Below are 18289 nucleotides of genomic sequence, written 5' to 3'. Positions count from 1 at the left end.
ATCAATAAAACAAAAAACCCCCTTTAAGCTTTATGAAAACTTAAAGGGGACTCTTCATTTTACAATCAGTCAAATATTACAGCATTTAGCGCTCTCGTATTAACGTTGGCTGCCAAAAGGTTAGTCCCTGTTACATTAATTCTAACCTCATAAGTTTGTGTGCCTGCACCTGGTGTATCAATCCATGTAAGGTTAGGAACATCACCATATACACGAACTGAACCTGCCGATTTTTCATCCTGAGAATCAACAGACACTTGCGCGATAGCGCCGTTATTTCTATATAAAGTAAAAATTATACTATATTCAAAAGTAGTAGCTGGCCCTATGATAATATCTACTTCAGCCATAGAATCGAGCTTTATATTCTGTCCGGCTGAAGAGGTAACAGTTGTCGTTAGAATTGGTGTTTCTGTTCCAACTGTGAGTGATACAGTGTCAGTTGACTGCGCCGGTGTTCCCAACAGACTTCCTGGACCGGTTGCTCCAGTGACTCCCGTTGGGCCCGTTGCTCCTGTTGCTCCGGTTGGACCTGTCGCTCCGGTGACTCCTGTTGCACCTGTTGCTCCGGTTGGACCCGTCGCTCCTGTTGCTCCCGTCGGACCTGTCGCTCCGGTGACTCCCGTTGCTCCTGTTGCTCCGGTTGGACCTGTCGCTCCGGTGACACCTGTTGGGCCCGTTGCTCCTGTCGCTCCTGTCGCTCCTGTTGCTCCTGTCGCTCCTGTTGCTCCGGTTGCACCTGTGGCTCCGGTTGCACCTGTGGCTCCGGTTGCTCCCGTCGGACCTGTCGCTCCTGTCGGACCTGTCGCTCCTGTCGGACCTGTCGCTCCTGTTGCTCCCGTCGCTCCTGTCGCTCCTGTTGCTCCTGTTGCTCCCGTCGCTCCTGTTGCTCCTGTTGCTCCCGTCGCTCCGGTGACTCCTGTTGGGCCCGTTGCTCCTGTCGGACCGGTGGCTCCCGTCGGACCCGTCGCTCCGGTGACTCCTGTTGGGCCCGTTGCTCCTGTCGGACCGGTGGCTCCCGTCGGACCTGTCGCTCCGGTGACTCCTGTTGGGCCCGTTGCTCCCGTCGGACCTGTGGCTCCGGTTGGACCCGTCGCTCCTGTTGCTCCCGTCGGACCTGTCGCTCCGGTGACTCCTGTTGCACCTGTGGCTCCGGTTGGACCCGTCGCTCCTGTTGCTCCCGTCGGACCTGTCGCTCCGGTGACTCCTGTTGGGCCCGTTGCTCCTGTTGCTCCGGTTGGACCTGTCGCTCCGGTGACTCCTGTTGCACCTGTGGCTCCGGTTGGACCCGTCGCTCCGGTGACTCCTGTTGGGCCCGTTGCTCCTGTTGCTCCGGTTGGACCTGTCGCTCCGGTGACTCCTGTTGCACCTGTGGCTCCGGTTGGACCCGTCGCTCCTGTTGCTCCGGTTGGACCTGTCGCTCCGGTGACTCCTGTTGGGCCCGTTGCTCCTGTCGGACCGGTGGCTCCCGTCGGACCCGTCGCTCCGGTGACTCCTGTTGCACCTATGGCTCCGGTTGGACCCGTCGCACCTGTCGCTCCGGTGACTCCCGTTGCTCCTGTTGCTCCGGTTGGACCTGTCGCTCCAGTGACTCCCGTTGGGCCCGTTGCTCCCGTCGGACCGGTGGCTCCGGTTGGACCCGTCGCTCCGGTGACTCCTGTTGCACCTGTGGCTCCGGTTGGACCCGTCACTCCTGTTGCTCCCGTCGGACCTGTCGCTCCGGTGACTCCCGTTGCTCCTGTTGCCCCGGTCGGACCCGTCGCTCCGGTGACTCCTGTTGGGCCCGTTGCTCCCGTCGGACCTGTTGCTCCCGTTGGACCCGTCGCTCCTGTTGCTCCCGTTGGACCCGTCGCTCCCGTTGGACCCGTCGCTCCTGTCGCTCCCGTCGGACCTCCTCCACCCTCAACACTCAATAGAGCAACATCATCTACAAGCACGCTTGCAGTTCCCGCCTGCGGAATGTTGTTGATCAAAATGAATGCCTGGGTGGTGCCAGGGGGAGCAGGTGAGGTTGTTTGATAGACTTCAAGCCATGTCCCATTTTCGGCTGCAGGTATTCTGCTTGACGGCACAATGGCAAATAACCCGTATTCGAGAAAATTAAACTGGCTGTCAAAATAAGTAACCTGTATCGTTACAGAAGGGGCCGGGAGAAATCCCTCTCTTGCCAGAGAAACAAGAAATTCGCTTCCTTCCCCAACCCTGGCCGGAACAAATTGAGCAATATATGATGTGACTGTTCCGCCAAGAAATCTCGCAGAGAAAAAACCTGAATGCGAAAACTGGCTTGTAACAGATGCGTTTACGCCTACCCAAGGCGAGAAGGTACCTGTCTCAAACCCCCCGTTCATCACCGCGTTTTGAATGGACATTTTTCCACCTCCAATTCCTTTTCATCTTTTGGCTGCAAGATCTTTAATTGATATCGAAGCTCTATATCCTATGATCATTCATTTTATGCAGTCACGTTAAATAACACGGCTAAGTTTGAAAAACCGTCATTTCAGCAACCGGCCTGGATTGCCCACAGCCGTTTTGCCTGCGGGAACATCTTTTGTAATGACAGCGCCCGCTCCGATGACCGCATGCTCCCCGATGACGACCGCCGGCAGCAATGTTGCGTTGTTCCCGATTTTCGCTCCTTTTTTAATGGTTGGACCTTGATATGGATAGTTTCCCATTCCCATATATTTATCATTTGATGTGGAACAACAGGGACCGATAAACACTTCATCTTCGATCGTCATATCGGCAGTGATATAGCAGCCTGTTTGAATCGTCACTCTCTTTCCAATTCTAGTATTGTTTTCAACCATTGCGTTGCGTCCTATAATGCTTTCTCTGCCGATCGCGACATTTTCGCGAATGCTCGCCATGTCCCCGACGAAGACGCCTTGTTCCAACAGCACGTCCCGGTAAATAACAGCGCTCGCTCCGACTACGGCATCATCTTCTATCCGCAAAGGCGCTCCTGTCTGCTTCGGCTGGCGGGCCATTTTTTTATTTGAAGAAGCCGCTTTGCCAAGGACAGCCAAATCGCCGATTTTGACCCCGCTGCCGATCTGAGTATCCTTTTTAATAATGGCATGATGACCGATTGTTACGTTGTCCCCAATGACCACATTTTCTTCAATAACAGCGTGCTCTCCCAATACTACGTTCTTTCCGATCTTTACGGTTTCATGAATCATTGCTTACATCCTCCATTTCTCATTTACACCTGCTGTAGCATATTCAATGCGGACGTAATGAGAAACGGCTTCATAAAAAAACACGGCCGCCGTCAGGCGCACCGTGCTACTTTTCTCTTCTTGCAAAATCGACAAACCGGAATTTATCAAGGCGGTGTCTGCTTTCCGTATATTGAAACAAGGTCGTATCATCAAGGAAAACAAAATTTTTCACAACCACAATGTGCTCGTATCCGTTCAAATCCAAATATTCTTGATCCTCTGCCGTACATGGCTCGACAACAATTTCCTTATGGGCATAGCTGATGGCGAGCCCGCATTCATCTTCAAGGTATTGGTAGATCGAGTCCTCGCATATTTCTTTCGTTAAGAGCGGCACATGCTTGCGGATAAAATAGTCTTTATCCAGGATGATGCGCTCTCCGTTGATATTCCGCGATCTGACGACCCGCCATACCTCTTCATCTCCGGAAGTACGAAGCTGCTTTTGAATATATGCATCCGGATGCGTCAAGCCGAACTCGTGGACCGTCGTGCTTGTCTCTTTGCCAAGCGTTTCTGAAAGCTCCTTAAAGCTGACCAAACCGGAAACCGGGAACTGCATTTTCTCCCTGTGCAGCACGACTGATCCCTTTCCTTTAATCTTTTGAATATATCCATTCTGAGCAAGCACATTCAGCGCTTTCCGAACGGTTTCCCTCGAGGTGTCGTGCTGTTCGGCAAGATCGTTTTCAGACGGCAGGATATCTCCGGCATTCAGTATGCTTTGATCGATTTGTTCTGCGATTTGTTTGTAAATCATCATATACTTGTTGATCTTCATTTTTTTACCACCACGCTTAGTTTAGCATGGTTTGGCAAGATGATAAACAATCGATTGATATGGTTTCACTTTGAAGCGTTTAAATGACTCGGGAAGATCAGTGTCATTGGAAATGAGAACCTTGGCATCATAGCCTTCAATATCAATATCATCCGGCAGCTGAAACTCGGTCTCTTTCCCGTAAAAATTATTGATCACCAGCAGTTTTTCATCCGCTCCGTTTCTCAAATACGCATAAAGCTCTTGATTGTCTTCCAGAATCAGCTGATAATCGCCGGTTGTGATGATATCGAATTCCTTGCGGAGCTCATTCAGCTTTTTATAATGGTAGAAAATCGAATCAGGATCGCTGAGCGCTTCTTCTGCGTTGATTTCTTTGTAGTTGTCAGGCACCGGAATCCACGGCGTCCCCGTCGTAAACCCGGCATTTTCCTCACCGTTCCACTGCACCGGCGTCCGCGAATTATCGCGAGACTTCGCTTTCAGGATTTCGATGATTTCAGCTTCCGGCTTTCCTGCTTCTTTCAGCAGACGGTACATATTGAGAGACTCGACATCCCGGTAAAGAGAGATGTCATCGAATTTCGGGTTGGTCATTCCGAGCTCTTCTCCCTGGTAAATATATGGCGTTCCCTGAAGCATATGAATCGCGGTTGCCAGCATTTTCGCAGACTTTTTGCGGTATTTTCCGTCGTCGCCGTAGCGTGAGACGATCCGCGGCTGGTCGTGGTTGCACCAGAACAATGCGTTCCACCCGCCTCCTTTATTCATTTCAGTCTGCCATTCAGAAAGAATCTTCTTCAGCTTTAGAAAATCAAAATCCGCAAGCGCCCATTTTTCCCCGTTTGGATAGTCGGCTTTTAAATGGTGAAAGTTAAACACCATATCGAGCTCCCGGCTTTCAGGGTTTGTATACCGGATGCAATCTGCGATTGTGGTCGATGACATTTCCCCGACCGTCATGCTGTCATATTTTGAAAAGACCTCCCTGTTCATTTCATTCAAAAACTCGTGAACCCTCGGCCCGTCCGTATAAAATCTGCGCCCGTCCCCTTGATCATCATCAGGGAAACGCTGGTCTTTTGAGATGACATTGATGACATCAAGTCTGAAGCCGTCGATTCCTTTTTCAAACCAGAAATGCATCATCTCGTACACTTTTTTTCTGACTTCATCGTTCTCCCAATTCAAATCCGCCTGTGTGACATCATAGAGATGGAGATAATACTGTCCGGTCTCTTCATGAAACTCCCACGCCGAGCCGCCGAACTTCGATTCCCAGTTTGTCGGCGGAGCACCGTCCGGCTTCATGTCCTTCCAAATATAAAAGTCGCGGTACGGATTTTCTTTTCCGGACGCTGCTTCTTTAAACCATTTGTGCTCTGTTGATGTATGGTTGACGACAAGATCCATGATCACCTTTATGCCGCGCTTGTGAGCCTCTTCAAGAAGCTCTTCAAAGTCGGCCATTGTTCCATATTCTTCATGAATGTTGTAATAGTCGCTGATGTCATAGCCGTTATCGTTTTGCGGCGATTGATAAATCGGCGTCAGCCAAATGACGTCACAGGCGAGCTCCTTGATGTAGTCGAGCTTTTCGATGATGCCGCGAATGTCGCCGACACCGTTTCCTGTTGTATCTTTAAAGCTTTTCGGATAAATTTGATAGACGACTGCTTTTTTCCACCATGGATTTTCTTTTATTTCCACTTTTCAACACCACCGTTTTCTTCTTTATGAAATGGGAAAAGGGCTGGCAAATATGCACGCCCCTCTCCCTTCTCTTATTTCATTTTTAATTTTGCATAGAGATATGTTCCGGCGAACGGCGCGATCAGCACGATCGCCATCCCGATCGCAAACGCTCCCCAGTATTGGCTCATGATAGAGAAAATTCCGGGTACACCGCCGACGCCGACTGAGCTTGCCAAAACCCCTTGCGAGGAAATGAACATCCCGGCAACCCCTGAGCTGATCATCGCGATCACGAACGGAAATCTGTACCTGAGATTCACCCCGAACAATGCCGGTTCGGTAATACCGAGATAAGCTGAAATTCCGGATGTCAGAGACAGACCTTTCTGCTTCTCATCTTTGACAATAAACATCATCGCAAGCGCGGCTGAACCTTGTGCAATATTAGACAGCGCGAGCATCGGCCATAAAAATGTTCCGCCGAGCTTTGAGCCGATCAGCTGAAGGTCAACGGCAAGGAATGTATGATGCATTCCGGTAATGACGAGAGCGGCGTACAGTCCGCCGTATAACAGTCCGCCAAGCAAGGCGAATTGTTCAAAGACAGCAATAAGGCCTGATGTTAAGACATTTCCGATTGCAAACGTAATCGGTCCGATGACAATAAATGAAGCAAAACCTGTGACAAGCAGCGTAATCGGTGCCACGACAAGGAGCTGAATGCTCTCAGGCGTCCGCTTTGTCAAAAAGCGCTCTATTTTTGCCAGCAAATAAGATGCGAGCAAAATGGGAAGCACCTGACCCTGGTAGCCGACCTTCTGCACTTCCAGACCGAATAAATTCCAGACAGGAATGTCTCCGCTTTGCTCCGCAGCCCCGTATCCCCAAGCGTTTAACAAATCAGGGTGCACAAGCATGACGCCCAGCACGATGCCGAGCAGCGGATTTCCGCCGAACCGCTTGACGGCCGACCAGCCGATTAATGCGGGAAGAAATGCGAAAGCCGTGCCCGCGATCAAGTTAATCATATTGGCGAGATCCGCCCATTGCGGATAGACTTCAACGATCGACTTTCCGCTGAAGAAAATGTCTTGCGCCGTCAGGATATTGTTGATTCCCATCAGCAGTCCGGCAGTGACAATCGCCGGCAATATTGGAATAAAAATATCTGCAAGCGTTTTCACAGCACGCTGTAAAGGATTCATATTTTTCTCTGAGGCTTTCTTGACATCATCTTTTGATGATTCGCCGATTCCTGTGGCCTTCACCAGCTCCGCGTATACATTGTTGACCGTTCCTTGGCCGATCACCACTTGAAATTGGCCGTTAGTTGAAAACGATCCTTTGACAACATCTATTTGCTCCAGCACCTCTTGATTGACTTTGCTTTCATCGAGCAATGCAAATCGCAGACGCGTCACACAATGGGTTACCGCTGCTATGTTGTCTGCACCGCCGACAGCATCGACAATCCGTCGCGCTGATTGATTTAAATCAGTCATTCCAATCCCTCCTTCTCCTCTTATAACTTGTATATACATGTTATACATATATTGTATTCCTGTATATACAAGTAGTCAACATATTTTTATAGCGCTTTCAAAAATAAAAAAAGCCCGGCCGTTCCCTTCATAAAACGAAGGACAGCAAGGCTTCCTCCGATTTATTCGCCGGGAACAACCGGCTGTGATCATAAATTGTTCACTTTTTCATCACGTTCATAAGCGTCGTCCTGCTGACCGATGTCTTTCAAATAATACTTTTCTGATGTAAAAAACTCATCATATAAAGACCTTACTTTTCTGCTCAAGAGCAGCACCGCCAAAATATTCGGAAGAAGAATGAAAACGAGCGCAAGATCAAGGAATCCCCATATCGCCTTTGCTCCTCCGGCAGCCCCGATGATGACGGCGCCCAGATAGACGAATTTAATCATATGCCCCGCGAGCCGTCCGAACAGAAATTCAGCTTGTTTTACCCCGTAAAAAATGACCACTGTGATCGTTGATAAGACAAAGAAAACGAGCGAGACAGAGACGAAGTATCCGCCCACAGGGCCGAAATAGCTGCGGAATGCGGCTGCAGCCAGTGCTCCCGGATCGCTCGCCGCGTTTTCAGCGGTCCAGACGCCTGATGCGAGCACGACGAAGGCGGTTGTCGTGCATATCAGCAGCGTATCGACCACGATGCCGATCACCGCCCAGAATCCCTGTCTCACAGGGTGGTCGGTCATCGCCGCCGCGTGGGCGATCGGCGCCGTCCCCATCCCGGCTTCGTTGGAATAAAGGCCTCGGGCAAACCCCCAGCGGACGGTTTCGGCAACTGCCGCACCTGCAAAGCCGCCGAATGCCGAAGAAGATGTAAACGCATTCGAAAAGATGAGAGAGAAAAATGCGGGTACAGAAGAAAGGTTCATGACGACAATCAGGAAACCGGCCCCGATGTACGCCCCTGCCATTAGCGGAACCGCCAGCTCTGTCACTTTTCCAATCCGTTTAATCCCTCCGATCACCACTAAACCGATCAAAAAAGCAATCCCGATTCCGGTGTATAAACGATTGAACGAGAACGTCTCAGCCAATGATGCGGAAACCGAATTTCCCTGCACCATAATGCTCGGAACGAGCTCGATCATCAGCGCTACCGAAAAAAAGACGCCGAGCCATTTCATGGAGAGCCCTTTTGTAATGTAGTACATCGGTCCCCCGACATATTCGCCTTCTTCATTTTTTTCTCTGTAGTGGACGGCGAGGACGCTTTCCGAAAACTTGATCGCCATGGCAAACAGCGCGACCAGCCACATCCAAAAAACGGCTCCCGGACCGCCGAACATGATGGCCGCAGGCACACCGACGATATTGGCGGCGCCGACTGTTGAACTGAGAGCCGATGTCAAAGCCTGCAGCGGTGTAACCGTCCCTTCTCCTTTCGGCTTTTTGCCGACGCTTCCGATCGTCTGCTTAAAGATATAGAGAGGATAGCGAAATTGAAAAAATTTCAGCAGGATCGTTAAGTAGATTCCTGTCCCTGTCAGCAGTATGATGAGCGGAGGCCCCCACAGCCAATCTGATATGTATTCAACCCAATTCAATAATCGTTCCATCCTATCACCCTTTTGTTCGTTTATGGGTCAATACCACTACAGGGGAGAAATAAACCTCCTTTTAGCGCTTTTTATTTCCGCTCTAGCCTCCGGTACACTTTTTCTTTATAAAACGCTGAGGCAGGCTTGGAAAACATGCCTTTTTTGTCGGCAAGCCTGTCGAGCCTGAGCCGGGTTTCTGTTTTTCTCTCAATTAAACGCTCGCGCTCGCCTTCGTCCGCGCACTTTGCGATTAAGTCGTCAATCGTCATCAGCTCTTTCTTTAAAGCGCCTTCATCCTCTGCCATTCCGGCGTTTTTCATCACCCGGTAAGCCATGCGGAGATGCTCTGGAACATGGGCGGCTTCGTCTTTTTTCAAAGGTTTTCCCATTCCCGGAAGCCCTTCGAATTCGCCGTCCTTAATGGCCCGCTTAATCTTGTCTTCAGAAACGATGCTCGAAAAATCCATGGTCTACATCCTCCCTTTTCGTTCATATACTAACAACAGTCTGCCATAAAGATGCGTTCCCGCCAATGCAAGACAAGCGTAAAATATTCCCAAATATCTTTTTTAAAGCTGTAAAACCCTGATTTACCGGGGGTTTTGCGATTTTTTTCACAAGGCCGGTTTCCGCTTTTCTAAATCGGTATTTCATGGTATATTTTATACATTCGTTTTTTTCTTTCGTTCCGATGGTTTTATACTGATCCGGAAAAAAGGAGTGTAACAATTGAAAAGATTTATTAAGGAAAGAGGTCTTGCCTTCTTCCTGATAGCCGCCATATTGCTATGGCTTAAAACTTATGCTGCGTATGTAATTGAATTTAATTTAGGAATAACCAACACAGTACAACAGATCTTGCTTTTTGTGAATCCGATTAGCTCAAGCTTGTTCTTTCTTGGATTGGGACTCTTGTTCAAGAAAAAAATACAGCAGACAGCGATTATAGTGATTCATTTTTTAATGTCTTTTTTGCTGTATGCGAACGTCGTATACTACAGATTTTTCAGCGACTTTATTACGCTGCCTACGATCATGCAGGCAAAAACAAACGGGGGGCAGCTCGGGGACAGCATCTTCTCGCTCATGCACCCGCTTGATGTTCTGTATTTCATCGACACCTTTATTTTAATCGGGCTGGCCGTTTTCTATAACAGACCTTCTGAAACAACAACGAAGCGTCCGTTTAAAATTGTGATGGGAACAAGCATCCTCGTCTTCCTCGTCAACCTGGCCGTTGCCGAGATTGATCGTCCGGAGCTTCTGACCCGTTCTTTTGACCGCAATTACCTTGTGAAATATTTGGGAACCTACAACTTCACAATCTATGATGCGGTGCAGAATATCAAGTCAAACAGCCAGCGCGCACTGGCAAGCTCCAGCGACGTGACGGAAGTAGAGAACTATATTAAAGCCAATCATGATAAGCCGAATGCCGAATACTTCGGAAAAGCGAAAGGCATGAACGTGGTTTACATTTCACTGGAATCACTTCAGACGTTCGCGATCGACTACAAGATCGACGGCAAGGAAGTCACGCCGTTCTTAAATTCACTGGCACACGACAATGAAACATTTTATTTCGATAACTTTTTCCACCAAACAGGACAAGGTAAAACGTCTGACGCGGAATTTATGATGGACAACTCGCTGTATCCTTTATCACAAGGGTCAGTGTTCATTAATAAAGCGCAAAACACGCTGCAGTCGGCTCCGGCCATTTTGAAGTCTCAAGGCTATACATCAGCGGCATTCCACGGCAACTACAAAACGTTCTGGAACCGCAATGAAATGTATAAAGCCATCGGTTATGACAAATTCTTTGACGCTACGTATTACGATATGAGCGAAGATAAAACGAAAAACTACGGGTTGAAAGATAAACCGTTCTTTGAAGAATCAATGCCGCTGTTGAAAAGCCTGAAACAGCCGTTCTATACGAAGTTTATCACCCTTTCGAACCATTTTCCGTTCGAGATGGATGAAGGCGATACAGACTTCCCTGCCGGCGATACCGGCGACAGCGTCGTTGACCATTATTTCCAGTCGGCCAACTACATGGATCAGGCGATTGAACAATTCTTCAACGACCTGAAAAAAGCCGGACTGTATGATAATACGATTGTCGTCATGTACGGGGACCACTACGGAATTTCAGAAAATCACAACAAAGCGATGGCCAAAGTATTGGGCAAAGACATCACACCATATGAAAACGCCCAATTGCAAAAGGTACCGCTGTTCATCCATGCGCCTGGGGTCAAGGGAATCAAATCCAATAAATACGGCGGCGAAGTCGATGTAGCCCCTACTCTGCTTCATTTGATGGGCGTGAATACGAAAGATTACCTGATGAGCGGTTCAGACCTTCTGTCACCGGAACACCGTGAAATTATTCCGTTCCGCAACGGCGATTTCGTTTCTCCGGAATATACGAAAACGAACGGAAACTATTATGACACGAAAACAGGAGAGCTTCTGAACGAAAAAGACATCGATCCGAACATCGAAGAGTCCGTGAAAAAAGAACTCGAAATGTCGGATAAAATCGTCGACGGAGATTTGCTGCGCTTCTATAAACCGAAAGGCTTCAAAGCGATCAATCCGAGCGACTACGACTATACGAACCACAATCCGAAAACATCAGAATCTGATGCGGCGCAAACAACGAAATCAGATTCCGGACAATAAACAGACAGCACCCGCTTATTTAAAAGCGGGTGCTTTTTTGGTCTTGAAGCCGCTCTGTTCCTTTTTCGCAAGCAGATATGGTAAGCTTGAAATGGAATATAAAAAAAGAAAGCGGGAATGAATTGTGATTGTAACGAATGACCAAGAGCTGGAAGGGCTCAAGAAAATCGGCAGAATCGTCGCTTTAGCCAGGGAGGAAATGAAGGCAAAAGCAGCACCCGGCATGAGCACAAAAGAGCTGGATCTCATCGGAAAAGAAGTGCTTGAAGCCCATGGCGCCGCATCGGCTCCGGAAAAAGAATACGATTTCCCAGGAACGACGTGCATCAGTGTGAACGATGAAGTCGCTCACGGCATCCCAAGCGAATCCTCGATTTTAAAAGAAGGGGATTTGATCAACATCGACATCTCCGCTGAATTTGGCGGCTACTATTCTGATACGGGGATTTCTTTTGTACTCGGAAAAGGCGATGAAACGCTCCACAAGCTTTGCCAAACTGCGGAAAACGCTTTTCAAAAGGGGCTATTGCAGGCGCGCGCCGGCAAGAAACAAAACCAAATCGGCAGAGCCGTATACAATGAAGCAAAAGCAAACGGATTCACCGTTATTAAAAACCTGACGGGACACGGAATTGGAAAGAACCTCCATGAAGCGCCCAACCATATCTTAAATTACTATGACCCGTTTGATAATGCGCTCTTTAAAAACGGAACCGTCATCGCCTTTGAGCCGTTTGTTTCCACAAAAGCCGAGCATACCATCGAAGCCGGAGACGGCTGGACATTTAAAACGCCTGACGGCAGCTTTGTGGCGCAGATCGAGCATACGATCGTCATCACGAAAAACGAACCGATCATTTTAACACAGCTTGACTGATTACGTGAAAAAGCCCGGCTCATAGAAGCGCGGGCTTTTATGCTAAAATAAAAGACAAACTGTGCCGAAAGGAGCTTTACCGCATGCTGTTTGCCATCATCGGGCTGATCTTTTTCATCGAGAGCATCCTGTTAATCGTATATGCTCATAAAAAAAAGAACGGCTTCTTAAAATATATCGGAATCGTTCTCAGCATCGCGATCATTGTGATGATCGTCACCAGTTTGACACACGGCTGACGCCTGTCTCAAACTTCCAAACTACGACGAAAGACTCAGTTTTTAAAAATTGCCGCCTATCCCTTTTCAGCGTTTTTCTATAGATGTTAGAATGCCAATTGCATCGAAATATAGAAGGGAGTTTTCTGCCATGCATTACGGAAGCAAAGGCTGGTATGTAGAAGAACTGAAAAAGCTGGGAATGACGAAGTATGAAGGAAGAAAGCTTCAAAGCTATAAAAAACACTTTTTGGCCAACCTGCTTGAAAGCGTCAAAAAATAAACATGTTAAAGCCGTGTTCCTCTTCGGACACGGCTTGTTTTTATGCGCTCAGCTGCTTTAAAAATGAGCTTCTCCAGCTTTCCGAAAGCGCTTCAACCTCAAGGATCTTCCGAATGGCGGCGTGATTGCCTCTGTCATGATACATCAAATGATTGGCGTACGATACCGTGGCTTCATGCGCATCTCTTGAAACGAGCTGCAGCCGGGAATCGGGCGCAACAATTCCTTCTTCGAGAACCCTGAAATAGAATCCGCTGTACCCAGTGTCCCTCACTTTTAGCACCATATCTTTTTGATTCAGCCGTTTGGCAAGCTTGAAACAAGGCTGGCGCGGCTGGCTGACTTGAACAAGAGCCTCCCCCAGCTTGAAGATATCGCCGATGCACACATCCTTTTCGGTCAGCCCTTTAACCGTCACGTTTTCTCCAAAAGCGGCCTCTGGCAGCTTCCGCTTCAAGACGCTTTCCCAATACATATAGTGATCCGCCGGATAGACGCAAACCGCTTTATCCTCTCCCCCGTGGTGAATCAGATCTGCCTGCCCGTCCCCTTCAAAATTCGTACGGCTCAAATATACAGGTCCGCCGACAGGCTCCTTTACGATTGCCGTTTCCACCTGTTTCCCGTCGAATTCGTATGTACGCGGACGGCCTACATGAATAGATAAAATTTCATACTCCTGATTTTCCAAAACCTCACGCCCTTCCTTTATTTTCATATTTTAACGATTCATTCGAAGCATGTCTATCCCATGATCTCAAAATGGGAAATATGGTAGCATAAAAGAAAAGGGGTGTTCTCGATGCTTCAATACAGAATCATTGTAGACGGACGCGTTCAGGGCGTGGGATTTCGCTATTTTGTTCAAATGGAAGCAGATAAACACAAATTGACCGGCTGGGTCCGGAACCGCGACAACGGCACAGTTGAAATTCGCGCCGAGGGACCTGAGGAAAGCCTGAAGCAATTTTTAAAAGCAATTCAAAAAGGAAGTCCCTTCTCAAAAGTAACGGACGTGAATGTGGAAGAATCCAAAGAGATTAACGGATTCCAAAAGTTTAATATCAGCTATTGAGAAATCCGCCAGAAATGGCGGATTTTTTTAATGGATCTTGACTAAATGTCTCTTTTATTTTAGTATTTAGTTAAATAACTAAATACTGAATTCTAAGGATGCTGAATATGAATCAAACCTTTAAAGCTCTAGCTGATCCGACGAGAAGAAAGATTTTGAACCTGCTGAAGGACCGGGATATGACCGCCGGTGAAATTTCTGACCAGTTTCAAATGTCTAAACCAAGTATTTCTCAGCATTTAAAAATTTTAAAACAGGCCGAATTAATTCAAGATGAAAAAAAAGGCCAATACATCATCTACTCGCTAAACACTACAATGTTTCAAGAAATCATCGGCTGGGCTTTCAGTTTTACTGAACAAGCCGGCAAAGATAAAGGGGATGCAAAATGAGAAAACACATCTTTTCGCTCGCTATAATCGCCATGAATCTAATCATGTGGGCCATCGCTTATCCGCACATTTCCGATCAAGTTCCAATTCATTGGTCATTTTCGGGAGAAGTCGACAGTTATGCTTCAAAAATGGAAGCAATGCTTATCATGACCGGGCTGCTCGTTTTTGTGTATGTGTTGATGTTCTTAACGCCAAAAATCGATCCGCGCAGAAAAAACTATCAGCTTTTTTCGAAGACTTATTACATTCTCATCAATGCCATGCTGCTTATATTTTCTCTGATCAACGTGCTTGTTATCATGACCGGGCTCGGGTATGACCTGCCGGCGGGCAGCATCGTGCCGGTTCTTGTAGGCGCTCTATTCATCGTCATAGGCAATTACCTCCCGAGAATCCGCTCCAACTTTTTTTTCGGGATCAAAAACCCTTGGACATTGAGCAGCGATTCAATCTGGAAAAAAACCCACAGATTTGCGGCAAAAGTATTTACTTTGGCAGGACTTTTAATAGCTGCGGACGGGTTGTTAACAATCAGTCCAGAAATCATGCTTCCGGTTATTTTGGCAGCGGTTTTCGCACCCTATATTTATTCTTATGTTTTGTACCGGAAAGAAATCAATATGAAAAGCTGACATGAGAATAAATGAAAAAGAAGGCTCCGATTTGGAGCCTTTATTATATTCCCTTCCGCACCGCCTGCCAAAAAGCGGCCGATTCATGTCCCATCGAGTAAACGGAAACGCCTGCGATTTTATATCGCATGGCCAGGCGGCTCTTCGCTGCAATCGTTTTTTCATCTTCATACCAAACGACATGGCAGTGCTGGTGTTGATCTGTATAAGAAAATCTCATCGAACCCGATCTTTTATCGTATACAGGCTTAGCTTTCACTTTTTTCTTAAGCGCCTGAATGTCGTTCCACTGCTTCAATTTGCTGTTCTTTCGGGATGTTAAGTCCCAATCATCCCCGTATGAGGGGATGCCCATGATAACTTTATCGGCTTTGATCGTTTTCACCTCATATGATAATGAGCTTTTGATCCAGTTCATTCCGGCAACAGATCCCGGCTCGCTCCATTGATCCTCTCAATCGTTCAAATAAGGCTTTTCCTGATAAAAATAATTCGGTTTAAGCGTTTTATTTTCATAGTAGCTGTGGAAGATATGTGTCGCTGCTGGCGATAACGGCGGAATCAGCCACGTCCAGCTTGCTGAAAGCTCCCTTCCCGCTTCAGCCTCCTGCTCCTCGAACCGCTTGAATTGGCTTGCGGCAGTATGGTGGTCAACGATGCTGACGCCGGCTTTTTTATAGGAGTGAAGCACCGCAGTATTTAATTCAACAAGCGCCTTGTCTTTCCACAGCGAAGTATTCCGCTCCGTGTCAAGTCCCATAATGGTTGCCACTTTTCCGAGGACATTATAGCGGTCTGTATCCGCGAGGTTGCGCGCTCCGATTTCTGTTCCCATATACCAGCCGTTAAACGGGGCGGCATTATAATGAATCCCTCCGACCTCGAGCTTCATATCGGCTATAATCGGCACACCGTACCACTTCAGCCTCAAACTTTTGAAGCCCTCGATCTCCGGATGTTCAATCCGGACCTCTTTGACGATTTCACGAGGCAGCTCATACCACACAGGGGGACAGCCATCTATTTGAAAAACAAGCGGCAAAACGTCAAAAGGCGTACCTTCGCCTTTCCAGCCGAGCGCTTCACACGCTTTTGTCAGTTCCAATGACGCCGGATCGCCGATGACACCTTGCTCAGTTTCATACCCTGCATACCTGATGAGCTGATGGTTCCAAATGGACACTTTTTTTTGTCCGTTTTGTTCCGGGGGGAAAACCGTAATGAACGGCCTGATTTTCCCTTCGTTTGTCGCAAGCTGAATATGGCGAAAAAGCGCATCCCGCACCTCTGCCTCGGTTTGAACGCCTCTTTGATCGATGACAGTAAGAGAGTGCCAAAACAGCCTGCCGATGCAGCGGCTGCTGTTTCTCCACGCCATTCTGGCGCCATGTTCGATTTCTTCTAATGTATGTGTATAGCTTCCGGTTTCTCTGATTTCTTCGTCTATTTTATGTAAGCGCATCCTTGTTTCTTCTTCGGACTTCGACAGTTCCCCGTAGCAGAGCTCAATGAAGGACTTGGCTTCCCTCCATAATTCTTCATGTGATTCCAACCGGATTCTCTCCTTCCAGATTTCAGACTGATATTTATTGTATAGGTTTCGATCTCAGTTTAAAACCATTATGTATGAAAAGACAAAAAACCGCTAAAAAGCATCCGTCAAAGACGGATGCCTGATGATTATTCCTTAATGTTAAGCGTTTTTGTGTTCAGCATAAAGCGGTAAACCGGCAGCTCTTTGCCTATTTGAGAAGGGATGTAACCCGTGCTCACATAACTGTCAACCGATTCCGGCTCAAGTGCGATCGACAGCAGATTGCTTTGCGGCTGTGCTGTAAAATAGATTTTTGTTCCTTTTGGAAACTCTTTTTTCTGTTTTTTGAGCTTCGTTTCCACCTTGATCACAGGCCGGCCCTCAGATTCTCCCGCTGTTTCTTTCGATAAAACCTCATAAGCTTCAGCGGTGAGCTTTTGCTTGAAAGGCAGTGTCACGCTTTTTAAACCTTGATCTTTCAGCTTCTGTTCGATATCTTGATGGCCCGGAAGGACAAGGTAAGCGCTCGGCCGAGTTCTTGACAGCACAGGAACGGCCTCTGAGACGCTGTAAAACTGGACAGGAACGTCAACTGCTTGTCCAGAAGCGATATCAGCGACTTTCAGCGTGTCTTTAAACGGGCCTGCGAACTCACTGTTGATCACTACTTGATCTTTATCGCTCACTTTTGCACCGTTTTGAATCAGCTTTAATTTTTCTTTGGCAACAAGGCGCTTGATCTCGGTTGCATGCTTTACTGTCGTGTCGATGATCGTCTCATGCGTAGCAACCTGAGCCGCGACTCTTCTTGCAAAATTTTCGCGTCCGATGTCTATCCCCCTGCTTTCCACCAGGAAAGAAAGGGCAGGCTGGAGGGCGAATGCATTACGCCCGATTCTCGCTTCTGTACCGCCTTCATAGATTTCGATTTTTCCGTCCTTGCTTTTTCCTGTCGTATAATACGCATCATTAGAAAATCCTTTTTCATCAAGTTTAGCTCTGACACCGTTCACATAAAGGCTGTCAGACGCATGCCTGATCGATTCGGGAATGTTTAAATTTTTTCCTGATAAAATTAAAATATCATGGTATTTTAATGACCCTTTTTCGCCTATGCTTTGAAATTCGTTTTGGCCGACACCGTATTCATGGGCATCGATAACGACTTCAGGCGAATACTTGTTGAATTCTTGATGAATGGCGCGGACTTCTGGAGATTCGAGCTTGACATGATCCCTGTTTCCGTCGATTCCGCTCGCCAGCCGTCTGTTAAACTGATACGAGCCGTCAGGATTGACCCGCGGAACGACGATAACATTGATCTTGTCCAACACTTTGTCGCCATACGGTCCAGCCAGTTTTTCAGCAATCGCCAGGGCCGATTCTCCCGCTGCCGGCTCATTTCCGTGTATCTGTCCTTGCAGCCAGACGGTCGGTTTTTTTGATATGGAACGTATCTGCTTGTCCTTTGTGAAGTAGAGCACGGGAATATTTCTTTTTTCAATTGAAAAACCGATATTCCCGATTTTGACATTCGGGCTTTTCTTTGTCAGACTGGTTATAAACTTCATCATTTCTTCTTGTGTCGTAAAGGCTTCTCCTTCTTTCACAAAAGCAGGGGTTGAGAATGTTTCTTCCGGCTCCGGATATAATGATGACACTTGCTCTGGCTGAGTATAGTTCTTTCCATAGTAAGGGGTTTCCGCAGCGTGTACCGCATCGGACAGCATCAGTCCTGCAAACATTGCTGAAGCTGCCAGCAAAGCTTGGACCCTTTTTTGAATTTTCAT

Annotated in this window: 17 protein-coding genes and 1 pseudogene; 7 read left to right on the top strand and 11 right to left on the bottom strand. The window is 47.6% G+C overall.

Annotated features, from left to right (window positions below; translation table 11 throughout):
• Positions 1-65: 65 nt before the first annotated feature.
• From MKX80_RS04240 to MKX80_RS04210, 7 genes are all read right to left on the bottom strand, one after another.
• Positions 66-2372 carry an NTTRR-F1 domain gene (locus MKX80_RS04240; RefSeq protein ID WP_339228006.1) on the bottom strand — a complete coding sequence of 769 codons (2307 nt, stop codon included), beginning with the start codon at positions 2370-2372 and terminating at the stop codon, positions 66-68.
• A 126-nt stretch (positions 2373-2498) separates the two neighbouring features.
• Positions 2499-3191 (bottom strand): N-acetyltransferase, encoded by a 693-nt coding sequence (locus MKX80_RS04235; protein WP_234112733.1) that lies wholly within the window; start codon positions 3189-3191, stop codon positions 2499-2501.
• Between the two features lie 106 nt (positions 3192-3297).
• Positions 3298-4014, bottom strand: a complete 717-nt coding sequence (gene treR, locus MKX80_RS04230; RefSeq protein WP_154998121.1) for a trehalose operon repressor — start codon at positions 4012-4014, stop codon at positions 3298-3300.
• Positions 4015-4035: 21 nt separating this feature from the next.
• Positions 4036-5724, bottom strand: coding sequence for an alpha,alpha-phosphotrehalase (treC, locus tag MKX80_RS04225; protein ID WP_182069013.1), 1689 nt, complete (start codon positions 5722-5724; stop codon positions 4036-4038).
• 74 nt (positions 5725-5798) lie between these two features.
• Positions 5799-7211: a PTS system trehalose-specific EIIBC component gene (gene treP / locus MKX80_RS04220; protein ID WP_154998116.1), complete on the bottom strand. Its 1413-nt coding sequence runs from the start codon at positions 7209-7211 to the stop codon at positions 5799-5801.
• A gap of 188 nt (positions 7212-7399) precedes the next feature.
• Positions 7400-8812 carry a sodium:alanine symporter family protein gene (locus MKX80_RS04215; protein WP_182069017.1) on the bottom strand — a complete coding sequence of 471 codons (1413 nt, stop codon included), beginning with the start codon at positions 8810-8812 and terminating at the stop codon, positions 7400-7402.
• A 71-nt stretch (positions 8813-8883) separates the two neighbouring features.
• Positions 8884-9261, bottom strand: coding sequence for a DUF1992 domain-containing protein (locus tag MKX80_RS04210; RefSeq protein WP_154998112.1), 378 nt, complete (start codon positions 9259-9261; stop codon positions 8884-8886).
• A gap of 262 nt (positions 9262-9523) precedes the next feature.
• On the opposite strand from MKX80_RS04210, the gene MKX80_RS04205 reads away from it, so the two are divergent.
• The 4 genes from MKX80_RS04205 to MKX80_RS04190 all read left to right on the top strand — a co-directional run bounded on the left by MKX80_RS04205 (position 9524) and on the right by MKX80_RS04190 (position 12863).
• Positions 9524-11485 (top strand): LTA synthase family protein, encoded by a 1962-nt coding sequence (locus MKX80_RS04205; RefSeq protein ID WP_234112732.1) that lies wholly within the window; start codon positions 9524-9526, stop codon positions 11483-11485.
• 124 nt (positions 11486-11609) lie between these two features.
• Positions 11610-12362 carry a type I methionyl aminopeptidase gene (gene map, locus MKX80_RS04200; RefSeq protein ID WP_268315875.1) on the top strand — a complete coding sequence of 251 codons (753 nt, stop codon included), beginning with the start codon at positions 11610-11612 and terminating at the stop codon, positions 12360-12362.
• A gap of 83 nt (positions 12363-12445) precedes the next feature.
• Positions 12446-12601 (top strand): hypothetical protein, encoded by a 156-nt coding sequence (locus tag MKX80_RS04195; RefSeq protein WP_003179733.1) that lies wholly within the window; start codon positions 12446-12448, stop codon positions 12599-12601.
• A gap of 130 nt (positions 12602-12731) precedes the next feature.
• On the top strand, positions 12732-12863 hold the full coding sequence (locus tag MKX80_RS04190; RefSeq protein ID WP_003179731.1) for a DUF2639 domain-containing protein: 132 nt from the start codon (positions 12732-12734) through the stop codon (positions 12861-12863).
• Positions 12864-12903: 40 nt separating this feature from the next.
• Here the strand turns inward: MKX80_RS04190 and MKX80_RS04185 are convergent, their stop codons facing one another.
• Positions 12904-13554, bottom strand: a complete 651-nt coding sequence (locus MKX80_RS04185) for an MOSC domain-containing protein (RefSeq protein WP_268328251.1) — start codon at positions 13552-13554, stop codon at positions 12904-12906.
• Between the two features lie 111 nt (positions 13555-13665).
• Between MKX80_RS04185 and MKX80_RS04180 the strand changes: the two genes are divergently transcribed.
• The 3 genes from MKX80_RS04180 (at position 13666) to MKX80_RS04170 (ending at position 14965) form a co-directional block, all read left to right on the top strand.
• The gene (locus MKX80_RS04180; protein ID WP_154994202.1) at positions 13666-13938 is read left to right on the top strand and encodes an acylphosphatase; all 273 of its coding nucleotides are present in this window, start codon (positions 13666-13668) and stop codon (positions 13936-13938) included.
• A 107-nt stretch (positions 13939-14045) separates the two neighbouring features.
• Complete coding sequence (locus MKX80_RS04175) at positions 14046-14330, top strand: autorepressor SdpR family transcription factor (protein ID WP_009329070.1); 285 nt, start codon at positions 14046-14048, stop codon at positions 14328-14330.
• Positions 14327-14965 (top strand): SdpI family protein, encoded by a 639-nt coding sequence (locus MKX80_RS04170; protein WP_154994200.1) that lies wholly within the window; start codon positions 14327-14329, stop codon positions 14963-14965. The genes MKX80_RS04175 and MKX80_RS04170 overlap by 4 nt, the downstream gene beginning before the upstream one ends.
• Before the next feature lie 43 nt (positions 14966-15008).
• Here MKX80_RS04170 and MKX80_RS04165 read toward each other — a convergent pair.
• The 3 genes and pseudogenes from MKX80_RS04165 to MKX80_RS04155 all read right to left on the bottom strand — a co-directional run.
• Positions 15009-15410 (bottom strand): annotated as a pseudogene (locus MKX80_RS04165) (glycosyl hydrolase family 18 protein); the annotation flags it as partial.
• Between the two features lie 9 nt (positions 15411-15419).
• The gene (locus MKX80_RS04160) at positions 15420-16517 is read right to left on the bottom strand and encodes a nitric oxide synthase oxygenase (RefSeq protein ID WP_234112729.1); all 1098 of its coding nucleotides are present in this window, start codon (positions 16515-16517) and stop codon (positions 15420-15422) included.
• 128 nt (positions 16518-16645) lie between these two features.
• Complete coding sequence (locus MKX80_RS04155; RefSeq protein ID WP_268343377.1) at positions 16646-18289, bottom strand: M14 family metallocarboxypeptidase; 1644 nt, start codon at positions 18287-18289, stop codon at positions 16646-16648.

The organism is Bacillus sp. FSL K6-0972 (genome assembly GCF_037976035.1).
Classification (GTDB): domain Bacteria; phylum Bacillota; class Bacilli; order Bacillales; family Bacillaceae; genus Bacillus; species Bacillus haynesii.
This window is presented reverse-complemented; position numbering and strand designations above follow the sequence as displayed.

Excerpts from the sequence above, each read along its gene's own strand:
- MKX80_RS04240 (WP_339228006.1), bottom strand. The coding sequence starts at position 2,372 with ATGTCCATTCAAAACGCGGTGATGAACGGGGGGTTTGAGACAGGTACC.
- MKX80_RS04235 (WP_234112733.1), bottom strand. The coding sequence starts at position 3,191 with ATGATTCATGAAACCGTAAAGATCGGAAAGAACGTAGTATTGGGAGAG.
- treR (WP_154998121.1), bottom strand. The coding sequence starts at position 4,014 with ATGAAGATCAACAAGTATATGATGATTTACAAACAAATCGCAGAACAA.
- treP (WP_154998116.1), bottom strand. The coding sequence starts at position 7,211 with ATGACTGATTTAAATCAATCAGCGCGACGGATTGTCGATGCTGTCGGC.
- MKX80_RS04215 (WP_182069017.1), bottom strand. The coding sequence starts at position 8,812 with ATGGAACGATTATTGAATTGGGTTGAATACATATCAGATTGGCTGTGG.
- MKX80_RS04210 (WP_154998112.1), bottom strand. The coding sequence starts at position 9,261 with ATGGATTTTTCGAGCATCGTTTCTGAAGACAAGATTAAGCGGGCCATT.
- MKX80_RS04195 (WP_003179733.1), top strand. The coding sequence starts at position 12,446 with ATGCTGTTTGCCATCATCGGGCTGATCTTTTTCATCGAGAGCATCCTG.
- MKX80_RS04190 (WP_003179731.1), top strand. The coding sequence starts at position 12,732 with ATGCATTACGGAAGCAAAGGCTGGTATGTAGAAGAACTGAAAAAGCTG.
- MKX80_RS04180 (WP_154994202.1), top strand. The coding sequence starts at position 13,666 with ATGCTTCAATACAGAATCATTGTAGACGGACGCGTTCAGGGCGTGGGA.
- MKX80_RS04175 (WP_009329070.1), top strand. The coding sequence starts at position 14,046 with ATGAATCAAACCTTTAAAGCTCTAGCTGATCCGACGAGAAGAAAGATT.
- MKX80_RS04170 (WP_154994200.1), top strand. The coding sequence starts at position 14,327 with ATGAGAAAACACATCTTTTCGCTCGCTATAATCGCCATGAATCTAATC.
- MKX80_RS04155 (WP_268343377.1), bottom strand. The coding sequence starts at position 18,289 with ATGAAAATTCAAAAAAGGGTCCAAGCTTTGCTGGCAGCTTCAGCAATG.